This window comes from Lutimonas halocynthiae (assembly GCF_030409835.1).
Taxonomy (GTDB): domain Bacteria; phylum Bacteroidota; class Bacteroidia; order Flavobacteriales; family Flavobacteriaceae; genus Lutimonas; species Lutimonas halocynthiae.
On the sequence record NZ_JAUFQO010000003.1, the window covers coordinates 217,910 to 243,403 of the forward strand.

Here is a 25,494-nt window from a genome sequence, read left to right on the forward strand (position 1 = left end):
AGTAATAATAATTATATTACTAATAACACTCAGGATTGCATGAATAAATCATATAGATTCTAGTTATTGCGTTTGGTTTTTATTAGCGCTTTTATCTGCTAGTGTATATGTTACTTTTTTGTAAGGCATTATTGTTGCTTATTGAAACCCTTTTTATATTTTAATGCCCTAGAATAAAAAAACGACATCAATGATAGAAACGAGCCATACCGATTATTTAAGATTAAAATCTGTACTGATCAAACCAGTTGAACTTGCGTTTAGATCTGACGATATTATTGAAAATCAATGGAAGGAATTGCATTATTTGGATAGGCCTGATTTGGCAGAAGCAGTTGATGAATATAAAGCATTCGAATTATTGCTTCAGCAGCAGGGCGCTGAAGTTTTACGTTTACCTGAAAATGAAGATTTGAGTATGGATTCAGTGTATTGCAGAGACGCATCGATTGCTACTGATTTTGGAATGATCTTATGCAACATGGGAAAAAAAGAGCGCGTTGATGAACCCCAAGCTCAAAAGGCATTTTTCACAGAACATAATATCCCGATTTTGGGTGAGATAAAGGCTCCTGGAAAGCTTGAAGGTGGTGATGTTGCCTGGCTTGATCAAAATACGCTGGCTGTTGGTTATACCTATAGAACAAATGAAGAGGGTATAGCGCAACTTAAAGGCCTTTTAGAGCCACATGGTGTAAAGATTGTTGTTGTTGATTTACCTCATTATAAGGGTGTCTCAGACGTTTTTCACCTCATGTCAATTTTCAGCCCCGTTGGGCCTCAGCTTGCTGTAGTTTATTCTCCCTTAATGCCGATTTCTTTTAGAAATGACTTGTTAGCTAGAGGATATAAACTTGTTGAAGTGCCTGATGAGGAATTTGAATCTATGGGATGCAACGTGTTGGCGATAGCAGCAAATAAGTGCATCATGGTTGAGGGAAATCCTATCACGAAAAGAAGGCTTTTGGATAAGGGTTGTGAAGTGCATTCATACCTCGGAAAACATATTAGCGTTATGGGTGGAGGTGGACCTACATGTTTGACCAGACCTTTAAAACGAGTAGACACTAATTGATTATTTAGTATGATTTTATAGTTCAACCAACCACTTTTAATTTGTATTTTTACCCTATTAATTCCATCAAATGAACATACACTTTATATCAATCGGAGGCAGTGCCATGCATAATCTTGCCCTTGCCCTACAGGCCAAAGGAGATACTATAACAGGTAGTGATGACGCTATATTTGAACCCTCTAAATCTAGGTTAGCAACTAAAGGTTTACTTCCCGAATCTATGGGTTGGTTTCCTGAAAAAATTCATTCTGGTTTGAATGCGATCATATTGGGGATGCATGCAAAAGCTGATAATCCTGAATTGATTAAAGCACAAGAATTAGGACTTACTATTTATTCCTACCCAGAGTTTTTATATGAGCATGCTAAGAATAAAACAAGAGTAGTAATTGGAGGTTCACATGGTAAAACTACCATAACTTCTATGATCCTGCACGTGTTGAAATATCATAACGTTGAAGTTGACTTTATGGTAGGAGCCCAGTTGGACGGTTTCGATAGAATGGTGCATCTGACTGAAGAAAATGAAGTGATTGTTCTGGAGGGAGACGAATACTTATCTTCTCCGATTGATTTGAGACCAAAATTTCATTTATATAAGGCCAATATTGCACTGTTGAGTGGTATAGCCTGGGATCATATCAATGTCTTTCCAACTTTTGAGAATTATGTTGATCAATTCAGCATTTTTGTTGACACCATGGTAAAAGGAGGTATGATGGTGTATTTTGAAGAAGATGAAGTAGTGAAAAAGGTTGTTGAGGAGACAAGTAATCAGATCAAAAAATACCCATACAAGACACCTGAATATACTATTGAAGATGGCGCTACTATTCTAGACACAATAGAAGGTGAAATTCCATTGGAAATATTCGGAAAACACAATTTGCAGAATTTAGAAGGAGCCAGAAGTATTTGTTTCCATTTAGGAATAGGTGAGGAAGCATTTTATGAAGCCATTGCAGATTTTAAGGGAGCCAGTAAAAGGTTGGAAAAAATTGCTGAAAATGATCAGACTGTGGTTTATAAAGATTTTGCGCACTCTCCATCAAAAGTAGGAGCGACAACTAAGGCAGTTAGAGAACAATACCCAAACAGAAAGCTATTGGCTTGTCTGGAATTACATACTTACAGCAGCCTGAATGAAGATTTTCTGAAAGAATATGAAGGTACCTTAGAGGGGGCGGATGAAGCTGTTGTGTTTTATTCTCCACATGCCGTTAAGATCAAACGACTTAAAGAAGTGACCGAAGAGCAAATTGCCAATGCCTTTAAACGAGATGATCTAATAATTTATACTGAGCCCAAGGCCTTTAAGAAATACTTATTTGAACAGAATTTAAAAGATACGGCCTTGTTATTGATGAGTTCAGGAAACTATGGCGGACTTGATTTTGAGGAGCTTAAAAGCCTTCTTTAATTTAATCTTTGTATCCGAATCTTTTTAATTGGTTTTTGTCACTCCTCCAATTTTTGTTGACCTTAACATAAAGTTCCATGAATATTTTTTTGCCAAAGAATTTTTCAAGATCCTTTCTGGCTTCAGAGCCAACTCGTTTTAAAGCAGCACCTTTGTGACCGATAATGATACCTTTTTGAGTGTCTCTTTCTACCATAATAACTGAACGAATTCGAATTATTTTTGCTTCCTCTTTAAATTCTTCAGTTTCGATTTCTACTGAATATGGAATTTCTTTCTTATAGTGCATCAGGATTTTTTCCCTGATTTTCTCATTTACAAAAAAACGTTCTGGTTTATCAGTTAATTGATCTTTTGGGTAAAATGGAGGTGACTCAGGAAGTAATTCAACTATCCGTTTCATGACAGTTGGGATATTAAAATTTTCAAGAGCAGATATTGGATGAATTTCAGCGTTAGGTACAGTTTCTTTCCAATAGGCTACCTGTTGCTCTAACAGATCTTGTGAAGATTGATCAATCTTGTTTAATAAAAGTAATACGGGAATTTTCACCTGTTTGATCTTATTGAAAAAGGCCTCATTCTTCAAGTCTTTTTCTCCGGTCTCAACCATGTAAATCAAGACATCGGCATCTTCGAATGCGGTCTTTACGAAATCCATCATGGATTCTTGTAATTCATAGGCAGGATTGATGATTCCCGGCGTGTCTGAAAAAACAGCCTGATAATCATCCCCATTTACAATTCCAAGAATTCTATGTCTTGTAGTTTGTGCTTTGGAAGTAATGATTGATAATTTCTCACCGATCAATACATTCATCAACGTTGATTTTCCCACATTTGGGTTCCCTATAATATTTACAAATCCTGCTTTGTGTTTCATGTATGCTCTAATTTGAGATGCAAAGGTAGGGGGTTTTCTACTTTATAAAGGTGGGATTTGAAACTTTATGAAAATTTTCAGATCATGCTAAACCCTAAAATCAAATATAGGATTGTAGTTATTGCACCACCTAAAAGAGCATAAGGTAATTGAGTTCTAACATGATCTATATGATCACTAGCAGATGCCATAGACGAAATAATCGAAGTATCAGAGATAGGAGAACAATGATCTCCAAAAATACCACCACCAAGAGTAGCTGCTATGATCAAGGTAACTTCGGCTCCATGGATGTTGGCCATTGGAATCGATATCGCCAGCATGATGGCAAAGGTTCCCCAAGATGTTCCGGTGGAGAACGCAATAAATGAACTAATAACAAAAACGATAGCAGGTAAATATTCGGGAGAAAGCCAGTCTTTTGACCAGTTTGCAACAAATTGACCAGTACCTAATTGATTACAGGCATCACCAATTGCAAAGGCTAACAGCATTAAAAGTGCCAAGGGCATTAATTCGCTAATACCTTTTAGGATTAAATCAACCATTTCTTTTAGTTTCATAATTCCTTGAGCCCGGTACAAAACCATGGCCACAAGAATAGAGCTAATCACCGCGTATAATACAGATGATGAGCCGGAACCATTACCGATGGCTTGAGAAACATGGTCCCAGAAAGAATTGTAATTTTCAACCTTTGACCAACCGGTATAGACTAAATTCACTGGCATCATGGCTACCATGGTTAATAAAGGAATAACCATATTATATGACTTTGCCTTTATGCCTTCTTTTGGAGGATATGAAGTAATCACCTCAGATATCATTGGCTTTGAGCCTTCATCCATAAGTTTTCCGGTTGTTTGAGTTCGCTTCTCGGCTTTTGCCATTGATCCAATATCTTTTTTAGAAACGATAACAATGAATAGAATGATCAAGGCTAAAAACGGATAAAAATTATATGCAATTGAAGATAGCATAACACTGAAGGGCTTTTCTATGCCTTGCGTTATGAGTAGCCCCATTATAAAAGCACCCCAGGCGTTAAATGGGATTAAAATAGAAGTAGGAGCAGAGCTTGAATCGGCGATATAAGCCAGTTTCTCTCTGGATATTTTTAATTTATCGAATACGGGTCTGTACAAAGTTCCTACTGTTAGTGAACTTATACTGGTTTCAACAAACAGCACCACTCCAGTAAGCATAGCTAATAATTGAATAATAATTCGGCTATATCCGGTATGCTTATTCTCGAAGTATTGAATCAACTTATTCAGCTGGTTTACAAAGCCTTCAACTCCTCTTGAATATTGGATAAACAATAATAAGGCACCAACCAGAGCACTAAACATGATGGTCCGGGTATTGCCTTCAGACTTGAAAACATTTACCATGCCTTCTATTGTTGCAAGGGTTCCTTCAAGGATGTTCCAATCGCTCATTATCAGCCATGAAAACCATATTCCGAATATGAGGGCCACATAAACTTGTTTAGTTCTTAAAGCAAGAATTATTGCTATTACGGGCGGCAGAACAGAAAGGAAACCGTAGTCATTCATATCTAAGAATAGTTTTGTCGTAAATATAGGAAAACAATCATTAGATGGGATAATTCATCTTAAAATGTATTGGTTATTTGATTTCTGTTAAGTCTTGTTAAAAGCACGCTTTACGCGAAACGGTCAGGGTTTGACTCTATTCATAAAGCTGCTGTCAAGCCCTGACTAAACAAAGTTGAAAGGAAACATTAATCTTAAAAAAGGCTTTAAACTATAGACGGCTGGATTCATTCATATAATCCAGAAAGCGGGAAGCATTGAATTATCGAACCTAAATGAGTTTGTGAAGGGTTTTTTAGAAGCGATATGGCTAACGAAGATATGCTAAACTTTGAATATTTAATTCTTGTCTTTCATTCTTCTGTCATGTTTTAAAAACCAATCATATAATGCATCTTTTGGGTAAACCAACCATTCCATCCCATGTCCTACATTGGATTCTGCTGTAAATTTTACATTTTTGTTTTTCCCTTGTAATCTGCCTACAACCCTTTCAGTTTCCTCAAATTGTACAACTTTATCAATTTTACCATGAAAAGCCCAAATGGGCATATCAACTAACTTATCAATATTCTTGTTTAGGTATTCAATATGGCTTGTAAATCCACTCATAGGAGCAATTGCTGCAAATAAGTCTGGGTATTTTATTGCCAGGTACCAAGTTCCTGCTCCACCAAGACTTGCTCCTGTTAAGTAAACCTTATTTTTGTCAACATTGTACTTTTTGGTTATTTCATCATAAAAATTCTCGAACCAATCGTCTGTCGACCATCTGTGTCCTAAAGGACATTGTGGTGCTACAATAATAAATGGAAATTCCCTACCTCTCCAGATTTGATCAGGTATTCCTGATGCATAAAGTTTTTTCAAATCAGTCCCTCTTGGTGTTCCTCCATGTAAATATATAATCAAAGGCCATTTTTTTAATGAGTCTTTTTTGTACTCTTTTGGCGTATACGATATATAATGATAATTGGTGTCCTTTGGTTTTATTCTTAACCCCTTATCAAAAAACATTTCATAAGCTGCCTCCCCTTCTTTTGACCATTTTTTAGATGAACCATGCATTTGTCCCTTGCCATTTTCAATTTCTCCTTTTACCCAATTACTCCTTTCAGCTATTTGCCCATTAGGATACCATTCTTCCTTTTGACCGTGAAATCTTCCATCAACATAGGTACATCGAGTATCAGGCAAGCCATTTTTATACCATGTTTGATAAAGTCCTTGTTTTGTGTTTGAATGATAATTACATTGATACTCCTCTTTAAAGAGTTTGTCAAGAGCACTATAGGTCGCATCCATCTGAAGCTGACCATTTTTATAAAAATCTCTGACATGATATAATTTTGTATTGTTATCAAACTCAACAATTCTTTTGTAGCTTATTGTATCTCTATTTTTTGGAATATGAAGAAAAAGAGTGTCAATTTCTTGAGATTTAATATTCTTCGTTAACATTATAAGAATAACCAAAAGAAATAGGTGTCTCCCTTTAAATAAATCCATTCGAGCAGTGTAATGAGTATTAATACTTAAAAATAATAATTAAATGTAATTGCGACCAAACAAAGCTTCTTAATTTCGTAAAATACTTCTTGCAGTAGGAGCTGGATTGACTTCGTTTAGTCGTTGTCCAGAATTAATGATGCTTAGAAACGGTCAGGGTTTGACTTTATTCATAAAGCCGCTGTCAAGCCCTGACTAAGCTAAGTTTAAAGGCAACGCTTATCTAAATAAAAGACATTAAACTATAGACAACTGGATTCAATTTTCCACATCGTTTCAAAATGGTCCAGAGTAGGTATGCTTTACTAACAAAACCTTTCAGCTTACTGAAAGGTTTTGCTGGTAGCGGGAACCATCGAATTGTCGAACCTAAATCAGTTGATGAGAAACTTTGTGGAAATAATAAAATTTATTGAATAACAACAAAATATTGGTTACATCCAACCTAATTCTTTAAGAGCCCAAGACGCATTCCATATTTTTGTCATGGCTTCAACCTTACCGTCATTATTCATTTTTAAGGCATACACATAATGTGTATTAGTAGTCTTGTTGGTAGGAGGAATAGGCCCTCCTTCACCAGAATGAGTCCCTGTAAAAGTGGCATAAAATATTGCAGTCTCATTAGCTTCATCATAAGCTGAAGCATGCACTTCATAACCACAACCAGGCATCGTAATTGTAGCTAATCCAGCCATCCATTCTACATATGTTTTAACATCTTTAACTTCGATTAAGGGTTCGCTTTGTGCATAGAATTTAGCGTTATCAGCCACATAAGGATTGCATGCATCCCATCCTTTCCCTGATTCACAATTGTGAAAAAAAACTTCTGCGTTTTTTAATGAATTCATATTCTTGGTTTTTAAAGTTCCCTTTAAAGGTAAGGAAAACAAAGGAAGTCATAAAAAGAGCAGGCTCCAAGCAAACTGGTTTTGCTAGCAGCGGTCAGGGTTTGACTCTATTCAAAAAGCTGTTGTCAAGTCTTGACTCAGCGAACTTTAAAGACAACGCTTATCTTAAAAAAGGCTTTAAATTATAGACAGCTGGATTCATTTTTTCACTTCGTTTCAAAATGGTCCAGAGTAGGGGATGCATGGAAAAGGTCAGGATTTGACTCTATTCATAAAGCTGCTGTCAAGCCCTGACTCAGCGAACTTTAAAGGCAACGCTTATCTTAAAAAAAAAGACATTAAACTATGAATGGCTGGATTCATTTCTTGCTACGCTGCGAAATGGTCCAGAAGGAGGATGCATTACTAGCAAAACCTTAAGGCTATCGCCTAATCTTTTTTTTATATCTGATTCGTTACAGTTTATCAATGACGGCTGGATTCATTTCTTGCTGCGCTGCGAAATGGTCCAGAAGGAGGATGCATTACTAGCAAAACCTTTTGGCTATCGCCAAAGTATTTTTTTATGACCAATTCGTTTAAAAGCAAGCTTTACACTTTTGGTCATAAAAAAACCTTCCAGTTTCCTGAAAGGTTTTGCTAGTAGCGGGAGCTGGACTCGAACCAGCGACCTTTGGGTTATGAGCCCAACGAGCTACCTACTGCTCTATCCCGCGATGTGGGTGCAAAGATACATATTATTTATAGATATAAACAAAGGATTTTGCATAAAAAAAGTCAGATATTTTTATATCTGACTTTCAATTATTTATATATTCTGACCTAAGCTGAACGCTCAAATAAAAATCTCAAAGTATTCAATTATCCATTCATAGACATCAAAAACTCTTCATTGTTCTTTGTGTATTTAATTTTGTCTTTAACAAACTCCATTGCTTCAATAGGGTTCATATCAGCAAGATACTTTCTCAAGACCCAAAGGCGTTGTTGTGTTGCTTTGTCATCATGAAGAAGATCATCACGTCGAGTACTTGATTTTACAAGATCAATAGCTGGATAAATTCTTCTATTAGAAATATTTCTATCTAATTGAAGTTCCATGTTGCCAGTTCCTTTAAATTCTTCAAAAATTACTTCATCCATTTTTGAGCCTGTTTCAGTTAGAGCTGTTGCAATAATTGTAAGAGATCCACCGTTTTCGATGTTTCTTGCGGCTCCAAAGAATCTTTTTGGTTTGTGTAAAGCATTGGCATCAATACCCCCAGACAAAATCTTTCCAGAAGCAGGAGCTACAGTATTATATGCTCTAGCCAATCTGGTAATTGAGTCTAATAATATGACTACATCATGACCACATTCTACAAGCCTTTTCGCTTTTTCAAGAACGATATTGGCCACTCTTACGTGTCTCTCGGCAGATTCGTCAAAGGTTGAAGCAATTACTTCTCCTTTTACGTTTCTTTGCATATCTGTAACTTCCTCAGGACGTTCGTCAATTAATAATACCAATTGATAAACCTCAGGATGATTCGCAGCAATTGCATTTGCTATATCCTTTAATAGAATTGTTTTTCCTGTTTTTGGTTGTGCAACTAACATTCCACGTTGACCTTTTCCTATAGGTGAAAATAAGTCAATGATTCTTGTAGATAGATTGCTTCCCTTTTCAGCAAGATTGAATTTCGCTTCAGGAAACAAAGGGGTTAAGTGCTCAAAAGAAACACGATCCCTTACAATACTTGGATTTAAGCCATTGATAAGACTTACTCTAATTAGCGGGAAATATTTTTCTCCTTCTTTAGGTGGTCTTACTTTTCCTTTAACAGTGTCTCCGGTTTTTAATCCAAATAGTTTTATCTGAGATTGAGATACATAAATATCATCAGGAGATGATAAGTAATTGTAATCTGAAGATCTTAAGAAGCCATAACCATCAGGCATAATTTCTAATACACCTTCACTCTCAATGATTCCGTCAAATTCAAAATCAGGATCACGGTATTTCACTTGCTTGTTCGCCTCATTACCACGTTGTTTTGGGTTATGATTCTGCTTTGGGTGTTGGTTGCGTGAATCTTTTTGTTGACCAGGACCTTGATTTTTTTGATCCCTTTGATGCGTTTGTTGAGGTTTTTTAGAATCTCTCGGTTGATTTTGTTCTCTTGGTTTTGGATGTTCTTTCTGAGCATTTTGTTCTTTCTGAACACTTTGTTCCTTTGGAGGATTCTGGTCTTTTTGTTGTTTTTGATCCTTAGGTAAGTTTTGGTTCCTTGGCGCTTGTTTCGCCTGAGGTCTTTCTCCTTCACTTGATTTACCAGCTACCTTGGCAGGTTTTGCCTCCTGTTTTGATTCAGCCTTCGTATCTGTAGACACTGGGCTAATAGGTTTAGGCTCTTTTTTTATAATTTGTTTTTTTGGGAGAATTTCTTTTTGAACTTCGGTGGCCGGGGTGGCCAAATCAGGTGCCGATTCGTTTTTTAAAATTCTTTTTCGTTTTGGTTTACCAACGGCAGCGGCTGATTCCTTTACTTGTTTAGGATTAGCGGCCTGCACATCTAATATTTGATATACCAAATCAAGTTTTTTCAACGAACGAAATTTTGGAACATCTATTTTTTGTGCAATTTCTTGCAGCTCCAAAAGTTTCATCTCCTTGAGTGCGTCTATGTCAAACATCATATATGAATGTTAATTAATGATATAAATTCTTTGGAAAGAATTATCTGTTTAAATGAATATGTTATGATAATATAATTGGGTATCGTAAAAGAAGTAACCTTACAATATGTTTCGATTTGTTGCGACAATATTACAAAATAAAATTAATATATAAACTTTATTTCTTAAAAAGATTAATGTATTTTTGCGCTTCATTTTTAGAGATGTTACAAAGAATTCAAAGTGTTTACATATTCATTGCCATTTTATTAGCTTGGCTGGTAGCTTTTTTGGTCCCTTTTTGGATAGACCAAAATAGCGAGGTGATTTATTTGAATTCCCTGTTTAAAAATAATGAATTGTTATATGTGACTATTCCATTTCTTTTTATAGGATCTGGAATTATATCTTTTATATCTTTATTATCATTCAAAAATAGAACAAGACAAATTATAAGCAATAGAGTCAATATTGTAATAAACTTTTTATTGTTAGGAATTATTGTATACCATTTACTAAGCTTACCTGGAGAGACTGTTGTTTCTGAGAAGGGTATTGGGGTTTTCATACCTTTATTAGTAATTGTTTTTTTGGTACTAACCAACAAGGCAATTATTAAGGATGATAAACTTGTAAAATCTGTAGACCGGTTACGATAAGACTAATACCTTAGTTATAGTGTGTAACGGCTGTCTAAATTTAATTTAGACAGCCTTTTTTTATGCCTATTGTTTTCTAACGGTTTTTGGGTAATTTTCAAAATCCCAAGTTCCTCTATTGTGAGAACCGTGATGTGTATGTATGTTTGTAGTGTAATTATTCAAGTAATAGTTACTGTTATGAAAAAACAGCCTTTGAAAAAAGGTATAAGGGGGGAAAGGAGAGAAGAGTCTTTCACTTCAAAGAAGAAAAGAGCTTCTCTCCTTATTATAACTCCTAGGATAAATTGCTATGAATTCCTAAAATGACATTTTGAAAATCAAATTTCTCTTAAAGAGATGTGCTTGCGAACGTTTTGTTCTTAAGTATATATAATATACTCCGGTTGTATAACAGCACGGAGCAGAAGAAAGGGGAGAAAGGAGAGAAGTGAAGCGCATTGATTCTGTCATTACTATTAGAACAAATTGCTTCTCTCCTTACTATTTTCAGAAAGTGGGAAAATTGCTATACATTCCAAAATTGACATAAAGACATCAAATTTCTCAACGAAATGATCATGTAAATGCAAATTTACATAAAAGCCACTCCGAATTTTATTTGGAGAAGAAGAAAGGGGAGAAAGGAGAGAAGCGAAGCACATTGTTTTCTATTATATTAAATAATACATTTAGCTTTTCTCCTTACTATTTTTAATAAAATAGACCTTTCAATTATTAGCTTTAAGATTGTTTTCATGAAATTATCCTGATCGGTTAAATTATCCAGGTCAAATCAAATACTCCAAACATTTAGGAGAAGAAGAGAGGGGAGAAAGGAGAGAAGTGAAGCATATTGTTTTCTAATAAAATGATTAATAAATAACTTCTCTCCTTACTATTTTAAATTAAAACCACTACTTCGGCAACATGTAGGTCTATTTGAGAAGAAATTATCTGGATTTGTAAAACCTAGATCATACCATATACTCCAGGAAAATTGGAGAAGAAGAAAGGGGAGAAAGGAGAGAAGTGAAGCACATTGTTTTCTAATAAAACGAATAATAAATAACTTCTCTCCTTACTATTTTAAATTAATATTCCGCTTTCAATAAAGTTTAAGAATAAATTATCTGGATCTTTGCAAAAAAAAGATCACACCATATACTCCAAAAATATAGGAGATGAAGAAAGGGGAGAAAGGAGAGAAGTGAAGCACATTGTTTTCTAATAAATTGAATAATAAATAGCTTCTCTCCTTACTATTTTTTCGAACAAAAAAAATACTCAAATCTTAAAAATTTGAGTATTTCTTAAGAAGAATCTTTAGGGTTCTTCTTTTAAAGGGGAAAAAGGAAAGGGAGTTAGGAGAGAAGTGAAACAAGTTTTTAATAAACAAATAACTTCTCTCCTTACTATAAAATATTTCAACTATTGAAATTAAATTCAAGTGTTAACGAAGATGCAAGATAGAAAAAGAATTTGAATTATTCAAAAATAAATTTCACAACGATAATTGGTTGTTTGCATAAATTGCTTAAGACTAAAGAGTTACATTAAAAAATATAGATAAAAAATGCAATAAAAAGAAGAGAAAAACATAATAATAGATTTTTTATATCTTTCAAACATCGAATTAGCGGTTTTTGGGTAGATATCTAGTAGTTTCTGGGTATATCAAAAAATACCTGATTTCGCTATTGGATTATACCCTTTTAGCCGATACATTTGGTGTGTTAGCTTATATGAGCTGATATACAATACATACAAAACAAATCTAAAAGTTTATTATTATGAAAAATTTTACTATTGCAATTGCCGTATTGTTGGTTATGGCTTCTTTTACTACCAACTTAACTAACTCATCCTCAACTGTTTTGTCAGATTTCGAAGGAACTCTATTAGAGTCAGCTCCTGTTATGGAAAATAACAATGGAGACGTAACTGTTACATTTACTGTTGATGAGAATGTACTTGTTTCTTCTGCATTGATTGGATCTTCAAATGAGATTTTTCTAGTGGAAAACGGTGACTCTGAATCATTAAAAACAGTGACATTAGATCTTCAACCTGTAAACGGTATGGTGAAGACAGCGTTTAACAATATTTACGAAAGTAATTATGATGTTGCTGCTATGGATGCTTTATTAAATGCTAGCGAACCAGAAAAAAGACCAAAAGGTGCTATCATCTGGGACTAGTACAAAACATACAATATTTACAGATTTAAAACGTTTGTAATTTAAACTAGGAATGGATCCGAAAAATTAGTTTTTTTCGGATTTTTTTTAACCTTGTTTTTAGAAAAGTTTAGACCTATGGATAGAAAAATTACAGTTCATATTGCTGATGACCATCAAATCTTGATAGATGGCGTTAAAGCGGTGCTTAAGATTGAACCTAATATCGAGGTAATAGGTTATTCTCTCAATGGAATGGAAGTGGTTTCATGGTTTAAGGAGAATGAAGCAGATGTGCTGATATTGGATATCAATATGCCAGAATTAGATGGTATTGAGGTGTTAAAGAGGTTAAAGGATTTCAAGAAACGACCGGAAATTATCGTTCTTTCAAGCTATGACGACGTCAAGCTGGTAAAAGAAGTCCTTCAAATGGGTGCCAAAGGATTTGTTCCTAAAAAATCTGCTGGTGAACATATAGTTAATGCAGTGAATAAGGTTTCTGAAGGGAATCAGTATTTTACAGATGACGTCAAAGAAAAAATGATGCAGACCTTACTTAACGGTCAAGTTAAGAATGAAGGAAGCCAAGATGGCGTTTTAATAAGTTCACTTACAAAACGTGAAGTACAAGTTCTTAAGCTTGTTGCTCAACAATACAGTACACGTGAGATTGGTGATGAGTTACATATTAGCGAAAGCACTGTTGAAACGCATCGTAAAAATCTTATGAAAAAGGTAAAGGTTAAGAATAGTGTTGGACTTGCTATATTTGCCTTAAAAAATGAGGTCATTTAACCCTAGATCATATTGTAGTTTGAAACATTTAAGGATCTTCTTTCTTAGTATTTTTTTGTTGTTTTCAGGAGTTTTGATGAGCCAGAAAATCAGTCAGGAAGAATCTTATGTCAAAAACAAACTGGCGCAAATCGATTCATTGATTAATATAGGTCAGCATGAAAAGGCAAATTCCCTTATTAATAATACCATCAATACATTCTCATTTAGAAAAAATTCAGAGGAACAATTGGCCTTTGATTTTAGAATAGCTAAAAATTTATACTATCAGGGCAATAAGGAAAAAGGACTCAATGAGATGTTAGTTGGCCTTGATAAGTTAAAAAGCAAGCCTTTTTCTCCTCTTAATATAGATTATTCCAACGAGTTGGCAAAAATATTTGCAGATTCAGAGAACTTCGAAAAAGCAATTTATTATAATAAAATAGCACTTCAAAAATCTTACTTGATTAAAGATACTATTGGTATAACAAGGTCTTTGATTCGTATGGGAGGATTTTATTATGCCAAAAATGAGGAGGATAGTGCCAAAATCTATTTTAAAAAAATGGCTCGTTTTCCGGTAACTCCATTAACAGAAAAAAGAATTGGAGATGCTTATAATAATTTAGGCGTTATAGCCCAAAACAATGAAAACTATGATTTGGCAAAGGCTCGTGGAAGACAAGCATTAGAATTAAAAACAAGACTTAATGATGTAAAAGGAATAGCTTATTCTAATGTGAATCTTGGTAATTTATATCATTATGAGAATGATTATAAAACGGCTATTGGGAATTACCTGGCGGCATTTAAGCAAATAGAAAATGATACAACAAGAAGCTTACTTTATTTGAAAAGAATTATTTATGAGAATTTATCTGTTTCCTATGATTCGATAAAAGACTATGAGAACGCCTACAAATATTTGCATAAATCATATCAATTAAAATTCAAGTTAACTAATGAGCAATTAGCTGAGAACAATGCAGAGGTTGAAGCCAGGTATAATCTGGCCGTCGAAGAAAGAAAAACAGAAGAGGAGAAGAGTAAGGCGTTAAGAGCTCAATTTTTATTTTATGGCTTGGCTTTTGTTACCCTCACCTTTGTAATTCTGGCTTTCATTTTCTACAAGAACTACAAGTTAAAAGAACAAAACAGGCTAGAACAGGTGCATAATAATCTACAGACCAGAATTATTAATGCCACGATAGATGCAAAGGAGAAGGAACGCAAATCTATTGCCGAGATTCTTCATGACAGTGTTAGTGCACTCTTATCTTCAGCAAATTTACATTTGCAAGCATCTAAGGCGCAGTTAAACTCGCATGTACCCATAGAGATAACGAAGGCACAAGAAATTGTTAATGAGGCTTCTGTTAAGATTAGAGACCTTTCTCATGAACTCATCTCATCAGTTTTATTGAAGTTTGGTCTTGCCTTTGCAGTGCATGATCTTTGTGAAAAATATTCCAATTCTGAAATCCAATTTATTAGTGATGATAATGGTATAAAGAGATATAATCAGCAATTTGAGATAAAAATTTACAATATTATTGAAGAATTGATCAATAATATTATGAAGCATAGTGGTGCAAAGAATGCATCGATCAATCTTATTGAAAGAAATGGTGAAAAATTACTGATCCAGATAATAGATGACGGTAAAGGTTTTGAGCTCAAAAAAGCGAGAAAAAAGGATGGTTTAGGTTTGAGTCATATCGAAGCTCGAATCAAAATTATGAAAGGGGTTTTCAACATCAACACCAAGAGGGGTGAAGGAACCAGCATTTTTATTTCAGTTCCAATTTACCAACCCGAACTCTCTGAAGCCGTTTAAATTATCTTTTCATTTCGATAATTTCCAGTTTTCTAATATCAGTTTTATCAATTTCAAATCGCAGCATTGTTTTCACTTTGTGAAAGCCATGATTTCCCATGGCCCCCGGATTCATATGCAACAGCTTTAATTTTTTATCATACTGAACCTTTAGAATATGTGAATGACCTGAAATAAATAATTTGGGTGGACGCAATGATAAAGACTGCTTGATTCTAGAATTGTAGCGATAAGGATATCCACCAATATGTGTGATCCAAACCCCTACATTCTCAGCCATAAACTTATTGTCTAACGGAAATTCACTGCGAATATCTTTGTCGTCAATATTTCCATACACTGCTCTCAAAAAGCTAACTTCTTTAATTCGGTCAGTAACTTCAACAGAGCCGATATCGCCAGCATGCCATACTTCATCAGCCTCTTTACAATAGTTTATTATTTTTTCATCTATAAAGCCGTGAGAGTCAGATAGTAGTAAAATTTTAAGGGCCAAATGCGTATAGATTTAATTAATTATCTTTGTTCGGCGTAAAACTAGAGCTTTTTGAGATACTTTATTGAACTTTCTTATAATGGTAAAAACTACCATGGATGGCAAATACAACCCGATGAAATTTCGATTCAAGAAACCATTGAAAAAGCATTGTCTTTATTATTAAAAGAGACGATTCAAGTTGTAGGTTGCGGCAGGACGGATACTGGAGTTCATGCCAGTCAATTTTTTTTACATTTTGATTGTCAAAGGCCAATAGATAAAGAAAAGTTAAAGTTCAGACTAAATTCTTATTTACCACAGGATATTGTTATTTTTCAGGTTATTAGTGTTGTTGATGATGCTCATGCCAGATTCCAAGCCTTGTCTCGAAGTTATCAATACAGCGTGTCTTTAGGTAAGAATGTATTTCAGAGGGATTTAAGCTTAGAAATTTTTCATAATTCACTTGATGTTGACTTAATGAATAAGGCGGCAAAAACATTATTGGAATATAGTGATTTTAAGTGCTTTTCAAAGACAAAAACTGAAGTGAAAACGTATCAATGTTTAATCACTGAAGCGTATTGGGAAATAAATGGAAATCAATTGGTTTTTCATATTAGTGCGAATCGATTTTTAAGAAACATGGTAAGGGCAATTGTTGGGACTTTACTTCAAGTAGGAAAAGGAAGAATGAGTTTGGATGAGTTTAAATCTGTAATTGAATCTAGAGATAGAAATAAGGCTGGGACCTCAGTAAAAGCGAAAGGGCTGTTCTTAACTGCTGTGGTATATCCTAAAGATATTTTTAACGAATAACTATGTCTGAAAAGAAAGAAGGAAATAAGAAAGTAATTGGGAAAGTATATGACGTCAAACTTTTTAAGAGGTTGATGAATTATGCACGGCATTACAGATTACAATTTAGTATATCTGTGATGGCGGTTTTGTCTGTAGCCTTATTGGCTGCGGTGAGACCAATTCTTTTAAAGAGAATTATTGATGATTTTATTTTCAATAGAGACGCTGAACAACTTGTCGTTTTCACCAGTTTAATGGTATTGGTTCTTGTTTTTGAAGTTTTATTTCAATTTCTGTTTATTTATTTTGCTAACTGGTTGGGTCAGAATATCATTAGAGATATGAGAACGCAGCTTTTCAAGCATTTGCTTCATTTTAAAATGAAGTATTTTAATACTTCCGCAGTTGGAAAGCTTGTCACAAGAGTCGTATCAGACATTGAGACCATAGCAAGTGTTTTTGGACAAGGTCTTTTTATGATAATTAGTGACCTCCTTAAAATGTCAGTAATTGCCGTGGTAATGTTATGGATGAATTGGCGTCTGGCCTTAATTGTATTTGCAGTTTTACCCATATTAATTTTTGCTACCAAAATATTTCAGAAAGCCATGAAAGGTGCTTTTCAGGATGTTAGAACAGAAGTTTCAAATTTGAATAGTTTTGTACAGGAACGTATTACTGGGATGCGAATAATTCAACTTTTTACTCGAGAGAAAATTGAATACGATAAATTTAAAAGTATTAATGACAAGCATAAAAAGGCTTGGATAAGAACAGTTTGGTATAACTCTATATTCTTTCCTATTGCTGAAGTTTTACCGTCCATTGCTATAGGGCTTGTGGTGTGGTATGGTGGTCTGAGCGCAGCAACCAGTAATTCAGTAACGGCAGGTGAGATTATCAGTTTTATTATGATGAACAATATGCTCTTTAGGCCTTTGAGGCAAATAGCTGATAAGTTTAATACACTGCAGATGGGTATGGTTGCAGCAGAGCGAGTATTCAAGATTGTTGATGATAATGAAGTTGAAATCGATACAGGAAATGTTGAGGTGGACTCTTTTAAAGGAAAAGTTAGATTTAAGGACGTTCACTTTAGTTATATAAAAGGAGAAGAAGTAATTAAAGGGATCTCTTTTGATGTGAACCCGGGAGAGACGGTTGCCATAGTTGGTGCTACCGGAGCCGGTAAGTCAACAATAATTAATTTACTCAATAGATTCTATGATATCGATAAGGGGAGTATAGAAATTGACGATGTCGACCTTAAGGAGTACAATCTGCACGGGCTTCGTGATCAAATAGCTGTGGTATTACAAGATGTGTTTTTATTTTCGGATAGCATCTATAACAATATAACCCTTAAAGATAATTCTATTTCATTAGAAGAAGTAGAGGCATCTGCTAAGGTAATTGGTATACATGATTTTATCATGTCATTACCTAATGGCTATAACTATAATGTAAAAGAAAGAGGTGTTATGTTATCAGTAGGACAAAGGCAACTCATCGCATTTTTAAGAGCTTCGGTAAGTAAACCTGCTATACTCATTCTGGATGAGGCTACTTCTTCAATAGATTCGTATTCAGAAAAACTTATACAAGAAGCAACAGAAAAGCTGACAAAAAACAGAACGTCAATAATTATTGCTCACAGGCTGGCTACGATTCAAAAAGCTGATAAGATTATAGTAATGGAAGATGGTGTTATTGTTGAACAAGGAACTCATTCGGAATTGTTAGATAAAAAGGGGCATTACAGTAATTTATATAATATTCAGTTTCTTCAAAAGCAAGCCAGTTAAGGAGCTTAGTAAGGCTCGACAAGAACTGATTAATTGAGATCCTCTTTTATGATTTCTGCCAATTCTGAAAAATCCTCAAAAAGAATAAAAGCCCCGTTATTAATATAAGAAACCTGTCCGGACTCTTCAGACACTACCAGCGATAAGGCGTCTGTTCTTATGGTAATCCCTAAGCCCGCTCTATGCCTAAGCCCAAAATGAGCCGGGATATCCATTGTGTTTTCAATGGGTAAAATAACCCTGCTAGCCGTAATGATATCATTTTCAATTACAATAGCGCCATCATGTAATGGGCTGTTTTTATAAAAGATACTTTTCAATATGGGTTTATTGACTTTGATTTCCATTTCATCACCTGTCATTTTCACAAATTCTAAGCTGTTATTACGCTGAAGTACTATAAGCGCACCCGTTTTGATCTTTCCCATTTCTTCACAAAAGCTTACTATATCATCAATTTGACTGTGGGCCGCAATATCCGTTTGAAAGAATTTTAAATGCTTTAATATACCTTTTTTGGATGCCAGATTAGTTGATCCTACCATCAATAAAAACTTCCGAATCTCTTGTTGAAACACAATAATAAGGGCAATAAAACCACCGCCAAGAAAATTACCTAGGATATCACTAAGCAACTCCATTTCAAGCGCTTGGGTAAGTTTCCAGATAAGATAGATAATGGCTATTCCAATAAAGATGTTTATGGCAGCTGTTCCGCGAATCAATCTAAAAATATAGAATAGCAAAACAGCGACTAAAACAATGTCAAGAATGTCTAAAAAGCCAATGTTTAAAAAGTTAAATTGATCCAATTCTGAGCGAGTTTTTGTAAATGTATGAATTATTTTACAGTATGGAAATATTCTGCTGATTCACAGTGAATATCATTGGCATGAAGATAAACCTTTAGCTCCAGATAGTCTTGATAGCTGGTATCTTCATCAAACATTAACATCACCCTAAGTTTTTCTTCGTCTGTACATTGCTGCCCTTTTTTTAAGTTTGATGCCAAGTCAGTTAAAGCTTGTCTTTTACCGTTTAATTTAATATCATCAGTAACTAATTCAATTATTGCGGTACAGGTATTTACCCTAAATTCTTTCATAACATTGTTAGCCGTATCATTTGTTATAAAATTTGTTTGTGGAAATAACAGTAATGAGATAGTGCTAGACTTTGTGTCAGCATAACTAAAATAGCTATTCATATCCCCTTTTTTATGCATGGAATCTTTGTTCTTGTTTTCCTGCATAGCTATCAACACAGGAACCACTTCTTTCATGGGTAATCTCCTGTCAATATTGTATATCCAATGGGTGTTCAGGATCTTATTGCCTTTATTAAGATCGGCGATAATCTTCCCATTTTTAGTTTCCATAAAAACCCAAATACTGGAATGATTTTGTATTTCTGAAATTCCCGGGATGTCAATTAAAGGCAATTGCACTTCTTTTTTTTGACAGCCGATAAAAAACAGCAGCATACTACATATCATTACAATTGTCTTTCTTATTGCCATTGCTTTATTTTTTCAAAAATCATAATGGTTTCTTTGGCTTCTTTTACATCATGAACCCTAAGTATTCCGGCCCCTTTGCTCAAAGCAATGCTATTTGCTGTGGTCGTCGCATTTAGGGCATTTACTGCATCGGTATCTAATAGCTTATACAACATTGATTTTCTCGATAAGCCTGCTAGTATAGGTAGACCCAATGTATTGAAAAGTTGCATTTTTTGTAATAATTCATAATTTTGATCTAGTGTTTTACTAAATCCAAATCCAGGATCGATAATGAGGTCATTCACGCCTAATTGTCTCAGTTTGAATATTTTTTTTGAAAAATAATAAATCATGTCTTTTACGAGATCGTCATAATTTACATGTTGTTGCATGTTTTGTGGCGTACCCACCATATGCATGAGTATATAAGGCACTTGAAGCTTGGCTATTGTTTCAAACATATGCTGATCCATGCCTCCACCTGAAATATCATTTACAAGACTTGCTCCGGCACTAATGCCTTCAGAAGCAATGCGACTTCTAAATGTATCTACAGACAATAATGAATCGGGAAATTCTTTGCTAAGCAGTTGAATGACCGGGATTGACCTGGAAAGTTCCTCTTCTTCTGAAATATGATCAGCATTGGGTCTTGATGAGTAGGCGCCAATATCAATAAAGGTGGCTCCTTCAGTGAGCATTTTTTCAACTTGCTTTAAAATGTCTGCATCAGATCGAAATTTACCGCCATCATAGAATGAATCAGGTGTCACGTTTAGAATTCCCATAATTCTGGGTTTACTCAGATCGATAAGATGTCCTTTGCAATTTATATACATATTCAGAATAGGCTATTATTTGCTAGCTACTGTGTTTACTACTTTACCCATTTTGGGTGCTTTATAGGAGTACATTTTACTTATAAGATCCTCAATTGATTCACTGACAATAATCATATCTCTGTTTTCTTTTTTTAGAAAACCTTCTTGAACCATATGGTCTAATTGAAGCAAAGTGTATTTAAAAAACTGATTCGTATTCAAAATACCAATGGCTTTATTTTCGATACCCAACTGACCTAAGGTTAAAGCTTCAAATATTTCATCAAGAGTGCCAAAGCCTCCAGGTAAGGCGATATAGCCATCTACAAGTTTGCTAATCTTAACTTTCCTTTTCGACATCTTTCTGGTAACAATCATTTCAGAAATATTGGAATGGGCAACTTCCTCATGCTTAAGAAGACCTGGAATTACTCCAATTACTTCAGCATTAGCTTTGATCATACTATCAGCTATGGCTCCCATGATTCCGATTTTTCCTCCTCCATAGACCAAGCCTATGTCATTTTGAGCAAAATAATCTCCTAATTTTTCGGCCTCTGAGGCATAATCTTTATTGAACCCTTTACTGGATCCGCAAAATACTGCTATTCGTTTCATTTTAAAGGGCTTTTATTGAACATTGATTTTGTAAAAATAAGCAAACCAAGGATATTATATCATGAGATTTTTATAAATTCGTTTCCGTAAAAAAACATTCACGCTGATTTAAATATATGCAGAATACATCTAAGCAATATGATGAAATAACGGCTAAATGCCGTTCTCTTTTTATAAATAAAATGAGTGATTATGGCAGTGCCTGGCGCATATTGAGGCTACCGTCCTTAACGGATCAAATATTTATCAAGGCGCAAAGAATTAGGCAGTTGCAAGAAAATACGGTCAGAAAGGTGGATGAAGATGAAATTCCTGAATTTATTGGAATTATCAATTATTCTATCATGGCATTGATTCAATTAGAAAAAGGAGTTGTTGAACAGCCCGACCTGAATGTTGAGGAAGCGGTAGGATTATACGATAAACATATCCAAGAGACTAAGGCCCTTATGGAGAATAAGAATCATGATTATGGCGAGGCTTGGAGAGATATGAGAGTTAGTTCACTAACTGACTTGATACTTCAAAAATTATTACGGGTGAAACAAATAGAAGATAATCAGGGTAAGACATTAGTGTCAGAAGGGATTGATGCCAATTATCAGGATATGATAAACTACGCTATTTTTGCCTTGATACTAATGAATAAATAATTATTGAAATGATGCAAATTTTGACCCATATCACGCGTCTTTTAGTGGCTGTGACTTTTATTTTTTCAGGATTTGTAAAATTAGTAGATCCGCTTGGGTCTGCCTATAAGTTCGAAGAATATTTTGGGGCTGATGTGCTTAATCTTGAGTTTTTAAGTCCTTTCGCATTGCAATTCTCGGTACTTTTGATTTTAGCTGAAATCATGTTGGGTGTGATGTTACTCGTTGGATTTAAAGCTAAATTAACTGTATGGAGTCTTTTTATTATTTCTTTGTTATTTTTATTTTTAACCTGGTATTCAGCTTATTATGATAAGGTTACGGATTGTGGTTGTTTCGGGGATGCGATAACATTAACCCCTTGGGAAACATTTTACAAGAATGTAGTTTTGATCTTTTTAGTATTGTTTTTGATACTTAGAGTTTTCGATATTCAACCCATATCTTCTGATATTTTTGCCAAGAGAGTTAGCCTGATTTCATTACTCGTGTTTATAGGAATTATATTCTATGTACTGCGATATCTCCCTATTATTGATTTTAGAGCGTATGCAATTGGGAAAAGTATTCCTGATGGTATGCTTATCCCTGAAGATGCTGAAAAGCCTGTTTATGAGGATACATGGGTGTATAATGTGAATGGTGAGGACCAGACTTTTACAACCGAAGAAAAGCCTTGGAGTATAGAAGGCGCTACTTTTGTTGATAGAAAAACCAGAACACTTGTTGAAGGTTATATTCCTCCAATTCATGACTTTACTATGGAAAGGGGTGGAGAAGATATTACAGAACTGTTGATGGCCAAGGAAAAGTTGATGCTCATTGTTGCATACAATCTTAGTTTGACTGATGAAAAAGGAATGAAAAACATAAAAGAATTGTCTGAACGTGCTATGGAAAATGGCTATTCAGTCTTTTGTTTTTCTGCTTCGACGCAAGAGGATTACGATAAAATAAAAGCAGCGTTTGACTTAGATTTTGACTTGCTATTCTGTGATGAAACTACTTTAAAAACTATTGTTAGATCAAATCCTGGGGTTGTTTTACTTGACAAAGGAGTTATTACAGGGAAATGGAGTTGGAGACAGACAAGCAGTATAATTTTAGATTGATAAAAAGTGAAACAGGCATTATTAGTATTTCTCGGAGGAGGTTTAGGAAGTGTTGCCCGTTATTGGCTTAGTCTAAAATTAAATAATTTTGAGAATGCAATTCCTTATGGAACCTTGCTGGCAAATATATTGGGAAGTCTGATTATTGGCTTTATACTCGGATACTCTTCAAGAACAGGTCTTTTAAGCGAGAATCAGTCTTTGTTACTCGCTACCGGATTTTGTGGAGGTTTTACCACCTTTTCTACATTTGCTTATGAGAATCACCTCTATATTAAAGGAGGAGATTACTTTAGTTTTTTACCTTATATGGCGGTTACTTTTGTTTTAGCTATTGGAGCCGTTTTCTTAGGCATGTACCTATCTAAATTGGTATAAACCTGATTTAATGCTTGAATGATTTAACACCAGCCAATACTTCTATATCTAAATTGTTGCCCTTAGGAGGCACCGGACATGAATATTTGTCATTGTAAGCACAGTATGGGTTATAGGCCTGGTTAAAATCAATGATGATTGAGTCACCTTCTGGGAGTTTAAGATCTAAATACCTGCCACCTCCATAGCTGCCGTTACCATTTGTCTTGTCCGTAAACGGTAAAAATAAATAATCTTCATATTCAGTGGTCAGAACTAATTTTTCATTTTGATAGATCTCAAGCGAATATGCTTTGCCTTTTATTTCAAAGTTGGCTGTGGCGTAAATTTTATAGATGGGTAAACGATCAGTTGTCGTTTTCATAGGAAATGGTTCGCTGTCTTTGTGCAAAGTCAACGTAGCATTTACAATAAAACTGCTGTCTATTGGAAAAAAATCAAGTGACTCAAAATTAGCTAAATCTTCTTCCTTCAAAGGAGACTCTTCCTTGCTTGAAAATTCCTTATTTAATTTCTGTTGAAATTTCTTTGCACTTTTTATATCCTTAGTTTCCTGACCGTAAAAAACGGTGGCGAATAACAAAGCAAGTACTAATATTTGAATCTTCATAAGCTCAATTTTAAACCAAATATAGCTCAAAAAAATCGAAAAATTTAGGTTTCTATACCGCTATAGATTTTATTGATTTCAAATAATTTAATGAGAAGCGTTTAAAACATATCTTTATCTCAATGTTTGAAAAATTACTAGAACCATATCGAGGTTTATCCAGAGAAGTCTGGTTTATGGCACTTACAACCCTTATAAACAGGACTGGGGCCATGGTAATACCCTTTATGTCATTGTATCTTACAAACTATCTTGGTTTTTCATTCGCACAAGTTGGATGGATATTGACGTTTTACGGAATTGGGTCAGTCGCTGGTGTTTTTATTGGAGGAAAGCTGGCGGATAAAATAGGTTATTACAAAGTCATGTATATGAGTTTGTTATGTTCAGGAGTTGTTTTTTTTAGCATTCAGTTCATTACCGATTTTTATATGTTTTGTTTTGGGATATTTGTGCTTACTATTTTTTCGGATACGTTTAGACCCGCAGTCTGGGTAGCGCTGGATGATTATAGCAAACCAGAGAATAGAACCAGATCCATAACATTGATAAGACTGGCTATCAATCTTGGGTTTTCTATGGGGCCTGCATTGGGAGGATTGTTGATTACCTATATTAGTTATAGCAGTTTGTTCTGGGTTGATGGTTTGACCTGTATTGCGGCTGGCATAGTTATCCTGTTATTCCTAAGTCAGAAAAGTGCGGTAAAGACTGCCCATGAAAAGAAAAACATGCCGAAACTATCGCCTTATAAAGATAGCCATTATTTAATTTTTTGGTTGGCATTGTTTTTAATTGGCTTCACCTTTGTTCAGTATTTTTCGACTATTCCACTGTATTATAGCCAAACACTAGGGCTGGAAGAAGACAAAATCGGACTTATGCTGGCCATGAATGGTTTGCTAATTTTTCTCCTGGAAATGCCTATCGTTAATTCTCTCGACAAAGGAAAATTAGATAATTTAAAAATTGTAATAGGCGGCACTTTTTTATTGATGCTGAGTTTTTTAGTGCTTAATGTTGGCGGCTGGATCGGATTTGCCATATTCGGGATCATATTAATGACTTTTGGTGAAATGCTGGGGTTCCCTTTCTCTAATTCATATGCGCTTGACCGATCTAAAATGGGGAATCAAGGATCATATATGGCCTTGTACAGCATGGCATTTTCTGTGGCACACATATTAGGGCCGAATATAGGTATGCAGTTTTCTGCGAAGTTTGGATTCGAATCGACCTGGTATCTTATGGCTGCAACTTGTTTGCTTGCTTGTTTAATATTGTTATGGCTTCAAAGAAGGGAGTCTTCTTAATATGGTTA

23 protein-coding genes and 1 tRNA gene are annotated in these 25,494 nt (G+C 34.7%); 12 read left to right on the top strand and 12 right to left on the bottom strand.

Going from position 1 to position 25,494, the window contains the following annotated elements; genetic code table 11:
- The first annotated feature begins 190 nt into the window (after nt 1–190).
- Together QWY87_RS05490 and QWY87_RS05495 are read left to right on the top strand one after the other, a co-directional pair.
- Entirely contained in the window at nt 191–1,075 is an 885-nt protein-coding gene (locus QWY87_RS05490) for a dimethylarginine dimethylaminohydrolase family protein (protein WP_290289236.1), read from the top strand.
- Between the two features lie 70 nt (nt 1,076–1,145).
- Nucleotides 1,146–2,498 (top strand): UDP-N-acetylmuramate--L-alanine ligase, encoded by a 1,353-nt coding sequence (locus tag QWY87_RS05495; RefSeq protein WP_290289238.1) that lies wholly within the window; start codon nt 1,146–1,148, stop codon nt 2,496–2,498.
- A gap of 1 nt (nt 2,499) precedes the next feature.
- Here QWY87_RS05495 and era read toward each other — a convergent pair whose 3' ends face one another.
- From era to rho, 6 genes are all read right to left on the bottom strand, one after another.
- The gene (era, locus tag QWY87_RS05500; protein WP_290289240.1) at nt 2,500–3,381 is read right to left on the bottom strand and encodes a GTPase Era; all 882 of its coding nucleotides are present in this window, start codon (nt 3,379–3,381) and stop codon (nt 2,500–2,502) included.
- Nucleotides 3,382–3,458: 77 nt separating this feature from the next.
- Nucleotides 3,459–4,940, bottom strand: a complete 1,482-nt coding sequence (locus QWY87_RS05505) for a Na+/H+ antiporter NhaC family protein (RefSeq protein ID WP_290289242.1) — start codon at nt 4,938–4,940, stop codon at nt 3,459–3,461.
- Between the two features lie 339 nt (nt 4,941–5,279).
- Complete coding sequence (locus QWY87_RS05510; RefSeq protein ID WP_290289244.1) at nt 5,280–6,449, bottom strand: alpha/beta hydrolase-fold protein; 1,170 nt, start codon at nt 6,447–6,449, stop codon at nt 5,280–5,282.
- 434 nt (nt 6,450–6,883) lie between these two features.
- On the bottom strand, nt 6,884–7,303 hold the full coding sequence (locus QWY87_RS05515; protein ID WP_290289246.1) for a nuclear transport factor 2 family protein: 420 nt from the start codon (nt 7,301–7,303) through the stop codon (nt 6,884–6,886).
- Nucleotides 7,304–7,946: 643 nt separating this feature from the next.
- Nucleotides 7,947–8,019, bottom strand: a tRNA-Met gene (locus tag QWY87_RS05520).
- A gap of 145 nt (nt 8,020–8,164) precedes the next feature.
- On the bottom strand, nt 8,165–9,979 hold the full coding sequence (gene rho, locus QWY87_RS05525; protein ID WP_290289421.1) for a transcription termination factor Rho: 1,815 nt from the start codon (nt 9,977–9,979) through the stop codon (nt 8,165–8,167).
- Between the two features lie 206 nt (nt 9,980–10,185).
- On the opposite strand from rho, the gene QWY87_RS05530 reads away from it, so the two are divergent.
- The 4 genes from QWY87_RS05530 (at nt 10,186) to QWY87_RS05545 (ending at nt 15,396) form a co-directional block, all read left to right on the top strand.
- Nucleotides 10,186–10,620 (top strand): DUF4293 family protein, encoded by a 435-nt coding sequence (locus QWY87_RS05530; protein ID WP_290289247.1) that lies wholly within the window; start codon nt 10,186–10,188, stop codon nt 10,618–10,620.
- Nucleotides 10,621–12,392: 1,772 nt separating this feature from the next.
- On the top strand, nt 12,393–12,800 hold the full coding sequence (locus QWY87_RS05535; RefSeq protein ID WP_290289249.1) for a hypothetical protein: 408 nt from the start codon (nt 12,393–12,395) through the stop codon (nt 12,798–12,800).
- A 117-nt stretch (nt 12,801–12,917) separates the two neighbouring features.
- The gene (locus QWY87_RS05540) at nt 12,918–13,577 is read left to right on the top strand and encodes a response regulator (protein ID WP_290289251.1); all 660 of its coding nucleotides are present in this window, start codon (nt 12,918–12,920) and stop codon (nt 13,575–13,577) included.
- Nucleotides 13,564–15,396, top strand: a complete 1,833-nt coding sequence (locus QWY87_RS05545; protein WP_290289253.1) for a tetratricopeptide repeat-containing sensor histidine kinase — start codon at nt 13,564–13,566, stop codon at nt 15,394–15,396. Before QWY87_RS05540 ends, QWY87_RS05545 begins: the two co-directional genes overlap by 14 nt.
- 1 nt (nt 15,397) lies before the next feature.
- On the opposite strand, the gene QWY87_RS05550 is transcribed toward QWY87_RS05545, so the two are convergent.
- Complete coding sequence (locus QWY87_RS05550) at nt 15,398–15,892, bottom strand: metallophosphoesterase family protein (protein ID WP_290289255.1); 495 nt, start codon at nt 15,890–15,892, stop codon at nt 15,398–15,400.
- A 51-nt stretch (nt 15,893–15,943) separates the two neighbouring features.
- Between QWY87_RS05550 and truA the strand changes: the two genes are divergently transcribed.
- Together truA and QWY87_RS05560 are read left to right on the top strand one after the other, a co-directional pair.
- Entirely contained in the window at nt 15,944–16,693 is a 750-nt protein-coding gene (truA, locus tag QWY87_RS05555) for a tRNA pseudouridine(38-40) synthase TruA (RefSeq protein ID WP_290289258.1), read from the top strand.
- Between the two features lie 2 nt (nt 16,694–16,695).
- Entirely contained in the window at nt 16,696–18,480 is a 1,785-nt protein-coding gene (locus tag QWY87_RS05560) for an ABC transporter ATP-binding protein (protein WP_290289260.1), read from the top strand.
- A gap of 29 nt (nt 18,481–18,509) precedes the next feature.
- Here QWY87_RS05560 and QWY87_RS05565 read toward each other — a convergent pair whose 3' ends face one another.
- From QWY87_RS05565 to QWY87_RS05580, 4 genes are read right to left on the bottom strand one after another with little or no spacing between them, the layout of a single operon-like run.
- Nucleotides 18,510–19,292 (bottom strand): diadenylate cyclase, encoded by a 783-nt coding sequence (locus QWY87_RS05565; RefSeq protein ID WP_290289263.1) that lies wholly within the window; start codon nt 19,290–19,292, stop codon nt 18,510–18,512.
- A 29-nt stretch (nt 19,293–19,321) separates the two neighbouring features.
- On the bottom strand, nt 19,322–19,999 hold the full coding sequence (locus tag QWY87_RS05570) for a hypothetical protein (RefSeq protein WP_290289266.1): 678 nt from the start codon (nt 19,997–19,999) through the stop codon (nt 19,322–19,324).
- A complete protein-coding gene (folP, locus tag QWY87_RS05575) occupies nt 19,990–20,820 on the bottom strand; it encodes a dihydropteroate synthase (protein ID WP_290289268.1) in 831 nt (276 codons plus the stop codon). The genes QWY87_RS05570 and folP overlap by 10 nt, the downstream gene beginning before the upstream one ends.
- Before the next feature lie 15 nt (nt 20,821–20,835).
- Nucleotides 20,836–21,420, bottom strand: coding sequence for an LOG family protein (locus QWY87_RS05580; protein WP_290289270.1), 585 nt, complete (start codon nt 21,418–21,420; stop codon nt 20,836–20,838).
- Between the two features lie 116 nt (nt 21,421–21,536).
- On the opposite strand from QWY87_RS05580, the gene QWY87_RS05585 reads away from it, so the two are divergent.
- From QWY87_RS05585 to crcB, 3 genes are read left to right on the top strand one after another with little or no spacing between them, the layout of a single operon-like run.
- On the top strand, nt 21,537–22,073 hold the full coding sequence (locus QWY87_RS05585; RefSeq protein ID WP_290289274.1) for a DUF1599 domain-containing protein: 537 nt from the start codon (nt 21,537–21,539) through the stop codon (nt 22,071–22,073).
- A gap of 8 nt (nt 22,074–22,081) precedes the next feature.
- Nucleotides 22,082–23,185 (top strand): BT_3928 family protein, encoded by a 1,104-nt coding sequence (locus QWY87_RS05590; RefSeq protein WP_290289276.1) that lies wholly within the window; start codon nt 22,082–22,084, stop codon nt 23,183–23,185.
- 6 nt (nt 23,186–23,191) lie between these two features.
- Nucleotides 23,192–23,563 (top strand): fluoride efflux transporter CrcB, encoded by a 372-nt coding sequence (gene crcB / locus QWY87_RS05595; RefSeq protein WP_290289279.1) that lies wholly within the window; start codon nt 23,192–23,194, stop codon nt 23,561–23,563.
- A 7-nt stretch (nt 23,564–23,570) separates the two neighbouring features.
- Here the strand turns inward: crcB and QWY87_RS05600 are convergent, their stop codons facing one another.
- A complete protein-coding gene (locus QWY87_RS05600; RefSeq protein ID WP_290289282.1) occupies nt 23,571–24,173 on the bottom strand; it encodes a DUF1684 domain-containing protein in 603 nt (200 codons plus the stop codon).
- Nucleotides 24,174–24,295: 122 nt separating this feature from the next.
- On the opposite strand from QWY87_RS05600, the gene QWY87_RS05605 reads away from it, so the two are divergent.
- Entirely contained in the window at nt 24,296–25,486 is a 1,191-nt protein-coding gene (locus QWY87_RS05605) for an MDR family MFS transporter (protein ID WP_290289285.1), read from the top strand.
- The last annotated feature ends 8 nt before the right edge of the window (nt 25,487–25,494 follow it).

Excerpts from the sequence above, each read along its gene's own strand:
- QWY87_RS05490 (WP_290289236.1), top strand. The coding sequence starts at position 191 with ATGATAGAAACGAGCCATACCGATTATTTAAGATTAAAATCTGTACTG.
- QWY87_RS05495 (WP_290289238.1), top strand. The coding sequence starts at position 1,146 with ATGAACATACACTTTATATCAATCGGAGGCAGTGCCATGCATAATCTT.
- era (WP_290289240.1), bottom strand. The coding sequence starts at position 3,381 with ATGAAACACAAAGCAGGATTTGTAAATATTATAGGGAACCCAAATGTG.
- QWY87_RS05505 (WP_290289242.1), bottom strand. The coding sequence starts at position 4,940 with ATGAATGACTACGGTTTCCTTTCTGTTCTGCCGCCCGTAATAGCAATA.
- QWY87_RS05510 (WP_290289244.1), bottom strand. The coding sequence starts at position 6,449 with ATGGATTTATTTAAAGGGAGACACCTATTTCTTTTGGTTATTCTTATA.
- QWY87_RS05515 (WP_290289246.1), bottom strand. The coding sequence starts at position 7,303 with ATGAATTCATTAAAAAACGCAGAAGTTTTTTTTCACAATTGTGAATCA.
- rho (WP_290289421.1), bottom strand. The coding sequence starts at position 9,979 with ATGTTTGACATAGACGCACTCAAGGAGATGAAACTTTTGGAGCTGCAA.
- QWY87_RS05530 (WP_290289247.1), top strand. The coding sequence starts at position 10,186 with ATGTTACAAAGAATTCAAAGTGTTTACATATTCATTGCCATTTTATTA.
- QWY87_RS05535 (WP_290289249.1), top strand. The coding sequence starts at position 12,393 with ATGAAAAATTTTACTATTGCAATTGCCGTATTGTTGGTTATGGCTTCT.
- QWY87_RS05540 (WP_290289251.1), top strand. The coding sequence starts at position 12,918 with ATGGATAGAAAAATTACAGTTCATATTGCTGATGACCATCAAATCTTG.
- QWY87_RS05545 (WP_290289253.1), top strand. The coding sequence starts at position 13,564 with ATGAGGTCATTTAACCCTAGATCATATTGTAGTTTGAAACATTTAAGG.
- QWY87_RS05560 (WP_290289260.1), top strand. The coding sequence starts at position 16,696 with ATGTCTGAAAAGAAAGAAGGAAATAAGAAAGTAATTGGGAAAGTATAT.
- QWY87_RS05570 (WP_290289266.1), bottom strand. The coding sequence starts at position 19,999 with ATGGCAATAAGAAAGACAATTGTAATGATATGTAGTATGCTGCTGTTT.
- folP (WP_290289268.1), bottom strand. The coding sequence starts at position 20,820 with ATGTATATAAATTGCAAAGGACATCTTATCGATCTGAGTAAACCCAGA.
- QWY87_RS05580 (WP_290289270.1), bottom strand. The coding sequence starts at position 21,420 with ATGAAACGAATAGCAGTATTTTGCGGATCCAGTAAAGGGTTCAATAAA.
- QWY87_RS05585 (WP_290289274.1), top strand. The coding sequence starts at position 21,537 with ATGCAGAATACATCTAAGCAATATGATGAAATAACGGCTAAATGCCGT.
- QWY87_RS05590 (WP_290289276.1), top strand. The coding sequence starts at position 22,082 with ATGATGCAAATTTTGACCCATATCACGCGTCTTTTAGTGGCTGTGACT.
- QWY87_RS05600 (WP_290289282.1), bottom strand. The coding sequence starts at position 24,173 with ATGAAGATTCAAATATTAGTACTTGCTTTGTTATTCGCCACCGTTTTT.
- QWY87_RS05605 (WP_290289285.1), top strand. The coding sequence starts at position 24,296 with ATGTTTGAAAAATTACTAGAACCATATCGAGGTTTATCCAGAGAAGTC.